Genomic DNA, 13,799 nt, shown 5'->3' on the forward strand with positions numbered 1-13,799 from the left:
CGTTCCTACAGCGGTGAAGTCAGACCGGAAGGACTGGTGGAGCGGTAGGAAGTGAGAATGCCGGTGTAAGTAGCGAAAAGAAAGGTGAGAATCCTTTCCGCCGAAAGCCTAAGGGTTCCTGAGGAAGGCTCGTCCTCTCAGGGTTAGTCGGGACCTAAGCCGAGGCTGAAAAGCGTAGGCGATGGACAACAGGTTGAAATTCCTGTACTACCTCCACTCCGTTTGAGCAACGGGGGGACGCAGGAGGGTAGGGTGAGCAGACTGCTGGTTATGTCTGTCCAAGCAGTGAGGCGTGTGTATAGGCAAATCCGTACACTGTAACGCCAGGCTGTGATGGCGAGCGAATTAAAGTAGCGAAGTCCCTGATCTCACACTGCCAAGAAAAGCCTCTAGCGAGGAGTGAGGTACCCGTACCGCAAACCGACACAGGTAGGCGAGGAGAGAATCCTAAGGCGCGCGAGAAAACTCTTGCTAAGGAACTCGGCAAAATGACCCCGTAACTTCGGGAGAAGGGGTGCCCCGGTAGCGTGTCAAAGCGCGAGGGGGCCGCAGTGAAAAGGCCCAAGCGACTGTTTAGCAAAAACACAGGTCTCTGCGAAGCCGCAAGGCGAAGTATAGGGGCTGACGCCTGCCCGGTGCTGGAAGGTTAAGGGGAAAGGTTAGCCGCAAGGCGAAGCTTTGAACCGAAGCCCCAGTAAACGGCGGCCGTAACTATAACGGTCCTAAGGTAGCGAAATTCCTTGTCGGGTAAGTTCCGACCCGCACGAAAGGCGTAACGACTTGGGCACTGTCTCGGCAAGAGACTCGGTGAAATCATACTACCTGTGAAGATGCAGGTTACCCGCGACAAGACGGAAAGACCCCATGGAGCTTTACTGCAGCCTGATATTGAATGCTGGTATTGTTTGTACAGGATAGGTGGGAGCCGTTGAATCCGGACCGTCAGGTTCGGGGGAGGCGTCCTTGGGATACCACCCTGACAATGCTGGCCTTCTCACTTGCATCCCTTACCGGGATGAAGGACCGTGTCAGGCGGGCAGTTTGACTGGGGCGGTCGCCTCCTAAAAGGTAACGGAGGCGCCCAAAGGTTCCCTCAGAATGGTTGGAAATCATTCGCAGAGTGTAAAGGCACAAGGGAGCTTGACTGCGAGACCTACAAGTCGAGCAGGGACGAAAGTCGGGCTTAGTGATCCGGTGGTTCCGCATGGAAGGGCCATCGCTCAACGGATAAAAGCTACCCTGGGGATAACAGGCTTATCTCCCCCAAGAGTCCACATCGACGGGGAGGTTTGGCACCTCGATGTCGGCTCATCGCATCCTGGAGCTGAAGTAGGTTCCAAGGGTTGGGCTGTTCGCCCATTAAAGCGGTACGCGAGCTGGGTTCAGAACGTCGTGAGACAGTTCGGTCCCTATCTGTCGTGGGCGCAGGAAATTTGAGAGGAGCTGTCCTTAGTACGAGAGGACCGGGATGGACGCACCGCTGGTGCACCAGTTGTTCCGCCAGGAGCACAGCTGGGTAGCTATGTGCGGACGGGATAAGCGCTGAAAGCATCTAAGCGTGAAGCCCCCCTCAAGATGAGATTTCCCACAGCATAAGCTGGTAAGACCCCTTATAGATGATGAGGTAGATAGGTTCGAGGTGGAAGTGCAGCAATGTACGGAGCTGACGAATACTAATCGGTCGAGGGCTTAACCAATACAACTTACGTTACGTTTCGATTCAGTTTTGAAGGTGTTACACACTTTCATTGATGATGGAGGTTCTGCTAAAGGCAGCGCACGTCCTGTGCACAACGCAGAACGACCAACATCCTATTGGTCCGCAGTAGCTCAGTCGGTAGAGCAATCGGCTGTTAACCGATCGGTCGCTGGTTCGAGTCCGGCCTGCGGAGCCATGGCCCGTTGGAGAAGCGGCTTAACTCACATGCCTTTCACGCATGCATTCAGGGGTTCGAATCCCCTACGGGTCACCATATGGAGGATTAGCTCAGCTGGGAGAGCATCTGCCTTACAAGCAGAGGGTCGGCGGTTCGATCCCGTCATCCTCCATCCTTATTTTAAATGCGGAGCCGTGGTGAAGTTGGAGTTCACGCTGGACTGTCACTCCGGAGGTCGCGGGTTCGAGTCCCGTCGGCTCCGCCATTTATTCAAACATCGTTTTATGGCTCGGTAGCTCAGTTGGTAGAGCAGAGGACTGAAAATCCTCGTGTCGGCGGTTCGATTCCGTCCCGAGCCACCATATGCCGGTGTAGCTCAACTGGTAGAGCACCTGACTTGTAATCAGGGGGTTGAGGGTTCAAGTCCTTTCGCCGGCACCATTTTTACTAAAGGTTTTACTTTCTATATTTTCGGAGGGGTAGCGAAGTGGCTAAACGCGGCGGACTGTAAATCCGCTCCCTGTGGGTTCGGCGGTTCGAATCCGTCCCCCTCCACCAGTTTTATTGGGGTATAGCCAAGCGGTAAGGCAACGGACTTTGACTCCGTCACTCCCTGGTTCGAATCCAGGTACCCCAGCCATTTTATAGCGAGCCATTAGCTCAGTTGGTAGAGCACCTGACTTTTAATCAGGGTGTCACTGGTTCGAGTCCAGTATGGCTCATCACTTTATAGCTACTCCACATGGGAGTAGCTTTTTTATGTTCAAGGACTGGCTCTTATCTAGAGAATGGAAGAGGCAGTATGCTATACTTAACAAATAAGCAAAAGAAAATGGAGGGGCATATGGCCAAGCAGCAATACGCGCCAAAAAAAGAAGGCAAGATTGTTCCCATTCGTATGGATGCAACATTTTATAATAATCGTGCGCTCAAATATCTCGATAAGCTTAACTTCCAGAAAGCGCTCCGTTATTTTCGGAAAGCCATTGAACTGGAACCGAACAATCCAGACTATTACTGCAGTATGGCTGGCGTACTCGCTGAACTGGAAAAGTACGATGAATCAAATCGTATACTCTGGCATGTACTTGAAGAAATTGATTGTAAAATAAATGAATGCTATTTTTATCTCGCCAGCAATTATGCTAACTTGCTGGAGTTTGAGTTGGCCGAACAATATGTAGCAAAATATCTCGAACTAGCTCCTGATTCTTTATATACAGAAGAAGCCGAGGATCTGCTTGACTATATTGATTTTCAGCTTCAATCGATACCGCGAGAGCGTGAAACGGGAGAAAATCAGGAAGTTACCCTTTTGCATGATCGTGCTCGCCGCCTGCTAGAAGAAGGACGTTTCTCCGAGGCATCTAAAATACTTATCAAAATTCATACAGAACACCCCGATTTCATTGCTGCGCGTAATAATCTGGCGTTATGTTTCTATTATATGGGCCGCTTTGAAAAAGCAATGGATACGATTCTTTCTGTCCTGGAAGAAGAACCGCACAACATACATGCTCTCTGTAACCTCGCCGTATTTTACTCCCATCTGCGGGACAAAGAGAAACTTCTTGATCTACTTACCCTACTGAAAAAAATTGTGCCGTATCATTTTGATCAATCCTATAAACTTGCTACAACGCTTGGAATCTTAGGGGAGGATGAAGCAGCATACTTTCTTTTTAGTAAAATGATTGCGCAAACAGGACTGGGAGACGTACATCTGCTTCATTATGGTGCAGTAGCTGCTTATAATACCGGCCGCTTTGACGAGGCAGAAAGCCTCTGGAAAAAAATCGAGCGTCTTGATCCTGATGAGTCCATTGCCGCCTATTACTTGACTCAGGTGGAACAGAAGCGGAATGGTCAGTCGGCATTGCCAGGGGCTTCCTACCATTACCAAACACCGATTTCCGATGATATCCTTCGAATAGAAGCCGCGCGTGAGTTGAGTGAGAAATGTAAGAAAGATCCGCTTATTCGCGCCTCGTTTCTTTGGGCGCTTCGCTTCGGGGATCAAGACACGAAGCTGCAGGTCATACATGCGGCGGAATATTTGCAAGATGACGAGATTGAGGAAGCGCTTCGTCAATTTCTGTTGAATCCAGTAGAGGACGACCATTTGAAAGAAGCTGTGATCTTGGTGCTTCAGAAGATGGGAGCAGCTGAGCCGTATCGTGCTGTTATGGAAGATCGGGAACATCTTGTACAGGTTAATCCCCATGTTCACTCTCTTCCCGTATGGCATGATAAATGGCAGCAGGTTATTGACTGTCTCGAACATCATATGCAAGATCAGTATGATCTGCTCGAACAGCAGGAAGCACGTGCCCTATGGTTTGACTATCTCGCGCAGGCTTACCCGAATATTCCTGTGATCCGCAAACAGGAGACATGGGCAGCTTCACTGGAGTATGCCGTTGCACAATTGCATAATCGTAGTGTGACGAAGGAAGAAGTGGCCAGCCGCTATGGTGTTTCGGCGGTCTCACTGACCAAAAATTATCGACTTTTATGCGAAGTATGCAGATCATTTACGGAATAAGGATAAAATCAACAAAAAATAAGCATATACGTGAACCCCGGTACATACCGGGGTATATGTTTGTAGAGAAGTGTAGTATAGTAGTAGACAAGTTTGGCAAACCGATATATGATAAACACATTAAATCGAAATATATCGATGAATAAGAGTATTGAACCTATGATTGGGTATGATATTGATAAATGGGAGGTTGTAACGATGAGTGAACAAAAAGTATATGATGTAATCATTGCTGGTGCCGGTCCGGCAGGGATGACAGCAGCTGTATACACATCCCGTGCGAATATGAGCACCCTGATGCTTGAGCGAGGAATTCCGGGTGGTCAAATGGCCAATACAGAAGAAATTGAGAACTATCCAGGCTACGAGTCCATTCTCGGCCCGGATTTATCTACTAAAATGTTCGAACATGCGAAAAAATTTGGTGCGGAATACCAGTATGGAGACATTACAGAGGTAATTGACGATGAACCGTACAAAACCGTTAAAGTAGGCGAGAAAGAATTCAAAGCAAAATCGTTAATTATTGCAACTGGTGCGGAGCATCGCGAACTTGGCGTACCCGGTGAAAAAGAATTAGCTGGACGAGGTGTATCATACTGCGCGGTATGTGATGGCGCATTTTTCCGCAACAAGGAACTGGTTGTCGTGGGCGGAGGCGATTCTGCGGTAGAAGAAGGTGTTTTTCTTACGCGCTTTGCCTCTAAAGTAACCATCATTCATCGTCGGGGTGAACTGCGTGCTCAGAAAATTTTACAGAAGCGTGCATTTGAAAATGAAAAAATCGAGTTCATCTGGAATACAGAAGTAAAAGAAATTCGCGGCGAAAATGTCGTACAATCTTTGGTGCTGCACAATCGAGAAACCGGTGAAGAAACAGAGTTCAAAGCAGATGGTGTATTCATTTATGTCGGCATGGACCCGATCTCAAATGCTGTGAGAAATCTTGGCATTACGAATGAAGCTGGGTATATCGAGACGGACGAGCGTATGGGGACACGTGTACCGGGCATCTTCGCGGCGGGAGATGTACGGGAGAAAACTCTGCGTCAGGTTGTAACGGCAACGGGCGATGGAGCAGATGCAGCGCTATCCGCGCAGCATTATGTCGAGTCGTTGGATGAGCGACTAAAGGAAGAAGCAGCGGCTCAATAAAATGATTACACTTTTTTCATAAAGCTGTAATCATTTCGAAACATAGAAGTAGTATAGTAAGAAGTAAGTAATTGACCCCTTTATACTCATTCTCTTGGACGTAGACATGTATTGTCTGCGTTCTTTTTTTGTATTGTTTGCTCGGATGTGTTTTAATGAAGGAAAGGACAGTGCGACTGGACGGGGTTTGACAAACTTTTTGTACGGGAAGTGAATACAATGAAAGAAAAGCAAATAAATGAGATCAATTTATTAATTATTACAGGGATGTCTGGAGCGGGAAAAACGGTTGCCGTACAGAAACTTGAGGACTTAGGATTTTTCTGCGTCGATAACCTTCCACCGGTATTGATTCCGAAGTTTGCGGAGTTGATTGACCAGTCAGGAGGGCGTATTGAGAAAGTCGCGCTTGTGATTGACCTTAGGGGACGTGAGTTTTTTGATTCACTTTCCGAATCATTAGAACGCATTCATGATATGGAGAATATTTCATATCAAATCATCTTTTTAGATGCGAGCGATGAGACATTGGTACAGCGTTATAAAGAAACACGCCGGAATCATCCACTCGCGCAACATGGGTTACCGCTTGAGGGAATTCGGGCGGAACGGAAGCTGCTTGAAGAGTTCAAAGGTCTGGCAAATTTAATTATTGATACAACGCATTTAAAACCTGTATCATTAAAGGAAAAAATTAGTGGGATATTTGGCCAGATGACGCAAAGTCTCACCGTTAACATTCAGTCATTCGGCTTTAAATATGGTGTTCCGATTGATGCTGACCTTGTATTTGATGTTCGATTTTTGCCGAACCCACATTATGTAGATACACTGCGCCCTAAAACGGGTAAAGATGCAGAAGTATCGGAGTATGTGTTTAAATGGGATGTAACACAAGAGTTTTTACAAAAATTGACGGACCTTCTTGACTTTACACTTCCACATTACCAGCAAGAAGGCAAAAGCCAGCTGGTAATTGGAATTGGATGCACCGGTGGTAAGCACCGATCAGTGGCGATTACAGAATATTTGGCAGCACGATATGAGGATGAGTATAATGTTCGTGTAACGCATCGGGAAATGGAGAGGGGTCTCACATAGAGGTGTAGAATGAATACGACGTCGTATAAACCCCGTGTGGTAGTAATTGGGGGAGGAACGGGGCTTTCGGTCCTGCTTCGGGGTTTGAAAAAGCAGCCGATTGATATTACAGCTATTGTGACCGTAGCGGATGATGGGGGAAGCTCAGGTAGGCTTCGGTGTGAGTTGCAAATGCCGCCTCCAGGTGACATCCGCAACGTGCTTGTGGCGCTTGCAGATACAGAACCGTTGCTTGAAAAGTTGTTACAGCATCGCTTTGTGAATGGGACCGGCATTGCCGGACATTCCCTTGGCAATCTGCTTCTTGCTGGCCTGACCGAAATTAGTGATGGAGACTTTGTGCAGGCCATTGAACAATTAAGTCACGTTCTCGCTGTGCGCGGTCGTGTGCTACCTGCTGCTAGGCACTCGATTGTGTTACATGCAGAGATGGAAGATGGCACGATTGTGTCAGGGGAGTCCATCATTCCAAAGTCAGGCAAACGAATTAAGCGTGTATTTATTGACCAGAAAAATGTGAAAGCGCTTGACGATGCGGTTACCGCACTTCGGGAAGCAGATGCCATTTTACTTGGTCCGGGCAGCTTATATACAAGTGTGCTGCCAAATTTACTCGTTCCAGGCATTGTAGAGGCGATTCGCGAGAGCCGGGCTGTAAAGGCGTATATTTGTAATGTAATGACGCAACCTGGAGAAACAGACGGTTACACGATGGAAGATCATGTGCGAGCCATCTCGGATCATGTGGGTGACTCGCTTTTTCAATATGTCATTGTGAATAATGGATATATCCCTGATGAAATTAAAGCCCTGTACGCTGAAAAAGGAGCTCAGCCTGTCGTATATAAAGCTGAGCAGGCGGTAGGGTATCATATTATTGCCGATAACCTGCTTGTGTATGATAATGCTGCTTTGCGTCATGATGCCGCTAGGCTCAGTCAGATTATCCTCGGGTTACTTGGCGCCAAAGTATGAGGTGATTGTATGTCGTTTGCTGCGCAGACAAAAAAAGAACTGACCCAGCTTAAGACATCAGGCTGCTGCGATAAGGCAGAGCTGACCGCACTGATTCGAATGAATGGTTCGCTTCAATTTGGCGGAAAGCGGTTTGTACTTGATGTAATGACGGAGAATGCGGCGATTGCGCGGCGCATTTATTCGCTTGTCAAAACAATTTTCCAGATTAACGCGGAGCTCCTTGTACGCAGAAAAATGCGTTTGAAAAAGAACAATGTGTACATTGTGCGCATTCCGCAGCAGGCGCGGGAGATTTTAGAAGATCTTGGTATCATGATCGAAGGAACCTTTTATTATGGAATATCAGCGAGCATTATTGTTAACGAATGCTGCAAACGTGCGTATTTGCGGGGCGCATTCTTAGCAGGTGGGTCCGTGAATCACCCGGAGGCATCGAGCTATCACCTGGAGGTTTTCTCGTCTCACCAGGAGCACTGCGAGAAGCTGGTGGAGCTGGCAAACTATTTTGATTTGAATGCCCGTTGTATCGAGCGCAAAAAAGGGCACATTATGTATATTAAAGAAGGCGAAAAAATTGCAGAATTCCTGCGGATCATTGAAGCTCACCAGGCGCTGTTTTTTTTCGAAGATGTCCGTATCGTCAAAGAAATGAAAAACTCGGCCAATCGTCTGAACAATTGTGACATGGCGAATCTGAACAAAACAGTGGCGGCTGCTATGCAGCAGATCGAGAATATTATGCTGATTGACCGCCATATGGGGCTTGCTAATTTGCCGGATCGACTGCGGGAAGTAGCAGAGCTTCGCCTTCAGCACCGCGACATGAATCTGGCTGAACTGGGAGAGATGGTGCCGAGCGGCAAGGTTAGCAAGTCGGGAATTAACCATCGTTTGCGAAAAATTAACGAAATCGCCTCGAAATTACGCGCTAATGAGGTAAAATCGCAAGAATAATACGTATAATCATGGTATAATTGAAAAAAACTTTAGCCTAGTTAGGGTAGGAGGCGTATCATGCACGCGCAGGAAAGCGTTACAGTAAAATTAAAAACAGGACTGCAAGCTCGTCCGGCGGCCTTTTTCGTTCAGGAAGCAAACCGCTATGCGGCAGAAGTCTTTATTGAAAAAGACAACAAGAAAGTAAATGCGAAGAGTATTATGGGTGTAATGAGCCTAGCTGTCAGCACGGGAACGGACATTATTATCAGTGCGGATGGTTCAGATGCGGAAGAGGCTGTGAAGAATCTTACGCAGATGGTACAGAAGGAAGAATAGGGTGTACACATCATATAGAAATCAAAAAAACCGGTATGCACATATGTGCTACCGGTTTTTTTGATGAGTATTACTTTTTGTCGAGACTTTCAATGACTTTATCAACAAGACCGTATTCTTTCGCTTCTTGTGCACTCATGAAGTAGTCGCGATCTGTATCTTTCTCTACTCGTTCAAGCGGCTGGCCGGAACGATCCGCAATGATGCGATTTAGGCTGTCGCGCATTTTAAGAATGCGAGTAGCAGCAATCTGAATGTCAGATGCTTGACCTTGTGCCCCACCGAGCGGCTGGTGAATCATGACTTCACTGTTTGGGAGCGCATAGCGTTTGCCTGGCGCACCTGCTGTCAGTAAGAAAGCACCCATGGAAGCTGCCATCCCTACGCAAATCGTAGATACGTCCGGTTTGATGAATTGCATTGTATCATAAATCGCCATCCCTGCCGTAATGGAGCCACCTGGACTATTGATGTATAGGCTAATATCTTTATCCGGATCCTCTGCGGTAAGGAACAGAAGCTGCGCCACCACGCTATTGGCAACCTGGTCATTAATACCTGTACCCAGGAAGATAATCCGGTCTTTTAAAAGGCGGGAGTAGATGTCGTAGGCGCGTTCGCCACGATTGGTTTGTTCGATAACTGTAGGAATCAAATTCACTGATACTTCCTCCTCTCGTATATATGTATATAGTACAACGATGGTCAAAAAAGGTCAAATGAAAACACGTACTATACCATACTAGTTATATGCTTTTTTTTCATTTTTTAATCCTGATAAACGTCTGTCGACTTATTGAAGATTAGGAGAACCTTTGTCGAAAGTACAGAATAATCTAAAAAAATATGTATAATTAACAGCAAGACGAATATAGATATCGTTATGGAACAGCGAAAGGGGCGTATAAACATGAGGCAGTATGATGAATATATCGGAAAAATGATAGAATTAACGTATAACGATTTGGATGGAGAAACAGTGTGCGCCATCGGTCGCATTCTTTATACACTAAAAGAGCGGGCGTTTGTGTTTGAAATGGTAGACATGGGGAGACAAATGATCGTATATAATCGCCACGTGCAGGCGTGTAAAGAGATACCGCTGACACCTCCGAATTTTTCTTCCAATATCGTGCCAGATTACTTCGCATAACTGTGCAAATGAGCGAGGAGGAAGCAAATATTGAAGCAATCATTTCAATTGTGGCGGACAGAAGAGCTGAGCATTCGCGGTGATGTATTTGTTGCGAGTGAAGCTGATCGGGCAGGAATATACCCTGTTGTTGTGATCTGCCATGGATTTAAAGGATTCAAGGATTGGGGGATGTTTCCGCGCATTGGGGAGCATCTCGCAGCGCATGGATTTGTCGCGATAACCTTTAACTTCTCGGGCAATGGTGTTGGAGATGACCCAGAAACATTCGGTGAATTAGAAAAGTTTGGACGCAACACATATCGGCAGGAACTTGATGATCTTGCTTTTTTGATCGCCGCGATCAAGGCGAAGGAATTGCCGCTTGCTTCGTATATGGATACGGAGCGTATTGGGCTTATGGGGCATAGCAAAGGTGGAGGGGATACCATTCTGTATGCGGCCTCGCATCCAGGTCAGATGGCTGCGCTTGTCACCTGGAATGGGATTTCACATGTAGATGTGTTCGGAGCAGATGTACGCCGCCAGATCGAGGAGGGGGGGACGGGTTATATTATGAATGGCCGCACGAAGCAGAACATGCCGATTGAAAAGGTTGTGCTCGATGATATTGACCAGAATGCGGCTGCTTATGATATTCCGGCGCGTGCTGCCGAGCTTGCTACCCCTCTTCTGATTGTGCAGGGACGAGACGATTTTGCCCGCCTTGTAAAGGGAGCGCCAGTCATTGCGGAGCGAGCACAAGATGCTGCGCTGCATTGGGTAGAAGGCGCAGGCCATACTTTTAATACCGTTCATCCATATCAAGGGGATACGAAGGAATTGCAGGAAGCCCTTGAAGTGACTACGGAGTTCTTTACGAAACATTTAGTATAAAAAACGAGTGCGGCTTCTCTCTGTGAGAAGACCTGCACTCGTTTTTTTATTTTTGAATCAGTGGTTTCTGGTTATCTGCCCAAACCCACTCGTCCAAAATTTTATCGGCTCGAACGCCAATTCCTTCAGCTGCTTCTACAGGCATGTAGGTGGTGACGATGAAATATTTGCCATTGTGTTCACCAATCAATGCACTACCGCCATACGGTGCTCCGTTTTTGATGCTGTCGATGTTAAATTCTTTTTTGGTCCAAGTATAGTTTTTTTCAGCTGCTTCGTTAGTTACCTCTTTATTTTTCTTTACCCAGGTCACGGCTGCTTGCTCAGAAGAAAGATTAGGTGGAAATTCAACTTTGATAAACATGTCATCATTACGCTTATTATCAAAATTCGCCGTGAATTGGACTCCGTCTCCCTTTTTCTCCGCAATCATATCTTGCGGATAGTACGTGCGGAACGGAAGAGAAGTATGTGCGTCATATCGTTTTAGTGTTATGGGCTGTGCTGAACCTTCAAGTGTAAGTGTTGATTGTTTAGTCTGTGGAGCATCGGGTGTTGAAGCGGCAGCAGGTGATTTAGATGTTGTGTCTGCCTGCGCTGGCGCTGGTTTTGCTGGTGGTTTGTTCGGTTCTGTTGTAGTAGATGAACAGCCTGCAAGCATATAGCTTGCGAGAAGCAAAGCACTCATACTCCCGATCCATTTTTTGTGCATCATTGTCACAAGATCCCTCCATATAAATTGTTGCGTTATTCATTGTACCATGTTTCTGCAAAATTCTTGTTGAAAATAATAAACGAAATTGATAATCTTTATCAATTATAGTAAGATACAAATAATAGCATATAAGGTCAGGGAGGAAAAACAGATGTCATACGTAGTCATTGGTGCGGATCGATTGGGCAATATCATACATATGTTAGAAGAGAAACTGGACGGTAAACTGATCCATGTGTCGGGCCGTAAGAAGAAGGATCAGGCTTATGAACTGCCACAGATGGTCAAGGGGGTTATTGTATTTACCGATTTCATTAATCACAATCTGGCAAAGCGGGTCAAAGCAGATGCGAAAAAGCGAAACGTTCCCATCGTATTCGCCAAGCGCTCCGTACATCATCTCGAATGTACACTCGAACAAATGATGAACTGTACAAATATGGAGTGTGACCGTGCCTGTGCTCGAAAAAGCTTGTTTTAATGGGCTGCGGGGTTACCCGATCCAATTCAAAAAGCATTTCCCTTCTCTTGGCAAGATTTTTGCTATAGAAACTAATGAGAATTGTTGTATAATATAAAAAATAGAACAAAAGAGCAGGGGACTACAAGATTTTAGTCAAACCTGCTACGTGTGGGATAAAAAAAGAGAGAGATAGAGACAAAAACAGGATAGCTTTGTGGAAAGAAGGTGATGCCCGATGCAAATGGGATTCGGTTTGTATCAGCAGCAGACATTAAAGCTTGTAATGACACCTGAGTTGCGGCAGGCAATAACCATTCTCCAATACTCGGCAGTGGACTTGGTTGACTTTTTACAACAACAGGCAAATGAGAATCCGGTACTTGATATTGATCGTCCGCAGGAGATGCCAACCCCTGCGGCTAAAGACACCACAACAGACATTGATTGGCGCGAATATATGCGGGCAAATGCAACCGGAGATGACACGTACTATACACGAGGCGGAGCTGGTAACTCGGATTATGATCCGTTTAATTTCATCTCGGGAGAAGCCATTACACTTGAACGCCATCTGATGGAGCAGGTGTCTATGCTGCGCAATCTGACCGCACTTGAGCGTCGTATCCTTCATTTCCTTATTGGTAACGTAAATGAAAACGGTTACTTGATTATTTCTGAAATGGAGGCTGCAGAACTTCTTGGAACAGAGCCGGAAAAGGTAGAGGAAATGATCTGGGTTCTTCAAAGCCTGGAGCCGACTGGAGTCGGTGCTCGTTCGCTTGCAGAATGTTTGTTGCTTCAACTCAAAGATGAGCCGGAAGAAAATGTGCTGGCTTCTGCTATTGTGGAACACCACTTAGAAGATCTGGCAGAAAAGCGCTATCAGAAGATTGCACAGGCCCTGCAGGTAACACCGCAGGAAGTGCAGCAGGCTGCTGACTATTTACGCACATTGAATCCGCGTCCGGCTTCAGAGTTCGCACACGGAACGCCGCGTTATATTGTCCCAGATGTTACGATCGAAAAAGTAGCAGGGGAATATGTGGTTATGGTGAATGAAGGTGGATTGCCGAATTTGACCATTAACCGTTTTTATCAGCAGATGCTGCAAAAAAATGAGCCAGATCCGGCACAGCGCTACATTCAGGATAAATTGAACTCGGCACTTTGGCTGATTCGCAGCATTGAACAGCGGCGCATGACGCTATTTAGAGTAACGCAGGCGATTGCAGAAGAACAGCAAGCGTTCTTTGAAAAAGGAATTTCTGGTTTGAAGCCGATGACATTGCGAGATATAGCCGAAAAAGTGGGATTGCATGAATCAACGATTAGCCGGGCAACTAGTAATAAGTATGTGCAGACACCACGAGGATTGTTTGAGTTGAAATACTTTTTTACAACCGGGCTAAAGAGTACAGATGGAGGAGAAGCTTCTTCCGTTATCACGATTAAAGAGAAAATCAAGGCAATGGTGGAAGCGGAAGATAAGAAGAAGCCGCTTTCTGATCAGAAGATTACCGATATGCTGGTAGCAGAAGGAATCGATATCTCCCGACGCACGGTCGCGAAATATCGAGAAGAGTTAAATATCGATTCCTCATCGAAACGGAAGCGCTTCTAGTGCCTTGAAGAATTTTCTTGTTTCTGTTAGAATGAAGGTA

The 13,799-nt window shown here is 46.4% G+C and carries 12 protein-coding genes, 9 tRNA genes and 1 rRNA gene (1 of these 22 running past the window's edge); 20 read left to right on the forward strand and 2 right to left on the reverse strand.

Annotated features, from left to right (window positions below):
• The 16 genes from PO771_RS01900 to PO771_RS01975 form a co-directional block, all read left to right on the forward strand.
• Positions 1–1,697, forward strand: a 23S ribosomal RNA gene (locus PO771_RS01900); it begins 1,240 nt to the left of the window's first position.
• A gap of 122 nt (positions 1,698–1,819) precedes the next feature.
• Positions 1,820–1,895 (forward strand) — tRNA-Asn (locus PO771_RS01905).
• Between the two features lies 1 nt (position 1,896).
• Positions 1,897–1,973, forward strand: a tRNA-Glu gene (locus PO771_RS01910).
• 3 nt (positions 1,974–1,976) lie between these two features.
• A tRNA-Val gene (locus PO771_RS01915) sits at positions 1,977–2,049 on the forward strand.
• A 16-nt stretch (positions 2,050–2,065) separates the two neighbouring features.
• Positions 2,066–2,142, forward strand: a tRNA-Asp gene (locus PO771_RS01920).
• 21 nt (positions 2,143–2,163) lie between these two features.
• A tRNA-Phe gene (locus PO771_RS01925) sits at positions 2,164–2,239 on the forward strand.
• A gap of 3 nt (positions 2,240–2,242) precedes the next feature.
• Positions 2,243–2,318 (forward strand) — tRNA-Thr (locus tag PO771_RS01930).
• A gap of 32 nt (positions 2,319–2,350) precedes the next feature.
• A tRNA-Tyr gene (locus PO771_RS01935) sits at positions 2,351–2,435 on the forward strand.
• 7 nt (positions 2,436–2,442) lie between these two features.
• Positions 2,443–2,517 (forward strand) — tRNA-Gln (locus tag PO771_RS01940).
• Positions 2,518–2,526: 9 nt separating this feature from the next.
• Positions 2,527–2,599: transfer RNA gene (locus PO771_RS01945), tRNA-Lys, on the forward strand.
• Positions 2,600–2,721: 122 nt separating this feature from the next.
• Positions 2,722–4,422: a tetratricopeptide repeat protein gene (locus tag PO771_RS01950; RefSeq protein ID WP_272561624.1), complete on the forward strand. Its 1,701-nt coding sequence runs from the start codon at positions 2,722–2,724 to the stop codon at positions 4,420–4,422.
• A gap of 198 nt (positions 4,423–4,620) precedes the next feature.
• Positions 4,621–5,577: a thioredoxin-disulfide reductase gene (trxB, locus tag PO771_RS01955; protein ID WP_272561625.1), complete on the forward strand. Its 957-nt coding sequence runs from the start codon at positions 4,621–4,623 to the stop codon at positions 5,575–5,577.
• A 219-nt stretch (positions 5,578–5,796) separates the two neighbouring features.
• Positions 5,797–6,678 carry an RNase adapter RapZ gene (rapZ, locus tag PO771_RS01960; protein ID WP_272561626.1) on the forward strand — a complete coding sequence of 294 codons (882 nt, stop codon included), beginning with the start codon at positions 5,797–5,799 and terminating at the stop codon, positions 6,676–6,678.
• Positions 6,679–6,687: 9 nt separating this feature from the next.
• Positions 6,688–7,653: a gluconeogenesis factor YvcK family protein gene (locus tag PO771_RS01965; RefSeq protein ID WP_272561627.1), complete on the forward strand. Its 966-nt coding sequence runs from the start codon at positions 6,688–6,690 to the stop codon at positions 7,651–7,653.
• Positions 7,654–7,662: 9 nt separating this feature from the next.
• Positions 7,663–8,610 carry a DNA-binding protein WhiA gene (whiA, locus tag PO771_RS01970; RefSeq protein ID WP_272561628.1) on the forward strand — a complete coding sequence of 316 codons (948 nt, stop codon included), beginning with the start codon at positions 7,663–7,665 and terminating at the stop codon, positions 8,608–8,610.
• 60 nt (positions 8,611–8,670) lie between these two features.
• Positions 8,671–8,931, forward strand: coding sequence for an HPr family phosphocarrier protein (locus PO771_RS01975; protein WP_272561629.1), 261 nt, complete (start codon positions 8,671–8,673; stop codon positions 8,929–8,931).
• A gap of 70 nt (positions 8,932–9,001) precedes the next feature.
• Here PO771_RS01975 and clpP read toward each other — a convergent pair whose 3' ends face one another.
• Positions 9,002–9,592 (reverse strand): ATP-dependent Clp endopeptidase proteolytic subunit ClpP, encoded by a 591-nt coding sequence (gene clpP / locus PO771_RS01980; RefSeq protein WP_272561630.1) that lies wholly within the window; start codon positions 9,590–9,592, stop codon positions 9,002–9,004.
• A gap of 249 nt (positions 9,593–9,841) precedes the next feature.
• Here clpP and PO771_RS01985 point away from each other — a divergent pair, with 249 nt between their 5' ends.
• Together PO771_RS01985 and PO771_RS01990 are read left to right on the forward strand one after the other, a co-directional pair.
• On the forward strand, positions 9,842–10,084 hold the full coding sequence (locus PO771_RS01985) for a hypothetical protein (protein WP_272561631.1): 243 nt from the start codon (positions 9,842–9,844) through the stop codon (positions 10,082–10,084).
• Positions 10,085–10,114: 30 nt separating this feature from the next.
• Positions 10,115–10,960 carry an alpha/beta hydrolase family protein gene (locus PO771_RS01990; RefSeq protein WP_272561632.1) on the forward strand — a complete coding sequence of 282 codons (846 nt, stop codon included), beginning with the start codon at positions 10,115–10,117 and terminating at the stop codon, positions 10,958–10,960.
• Between the two features lie 46 nt (positions 10,961–11,006).
• Here the strand turns inward: PO771_RS01990 and PO771_RS01995 are convergent, their stop codons facing one another.
• Positions 11,007–11,681: a hypothetical protein gene (locus PO771_RS01995; RefSeq protein WP_272561633.1), complete on the reverse strand. Its 675-nt coding sequence runs from the start codon at positions 11,679–11,681 to the stop codon at positions 11,007–11,009.
• 145 nt (positions 11,682–11,826) lie between these two features.
• On the opposite strand from PO771_RS01995, the gene PO771_RS02000 reads away from it, so the two are divergent.
• Together PO771_RS02000 and rpoN are read left to right on the forward strand one after the other, a co-directional pair.
• A complete protein-coding gene (locus PO771_RS02000; protein WP_272561634.1) occupies positions 11,827–12,156 on the forward strand; it encodes a DUF2325 domain-containing protein in 330 nt (109 codons plus the stop codon).
• Positions 12,157–12,373: 217 nt separating this feature from the next.
• The gene (gene rpoN / locus PO771_RS02005) at positions 12,374–13,759 is read left to right on the forward strand and encodes an RNA polymerase factor sigma-54 (RefSeq protein WP_272561635.1); all 1,386 of its coding nucleotides are present in this window, start codon (positions 12,374–12,376) and stop codon (positions 13,757–13,759) included.
• Positions 13,760–13,799 lie beyond the last annotated feature (40 nt).

This window comes from Aneurinibacillus uraniidurans (genome assembly GCF_028471905.1).
Lineage (GTDB): Bacteria > Bacillota > Bacilli > Aneurinibacillales > Aneurinibacillaceae > Aneurinibacillus > Aneurinibacillus uraniidurans.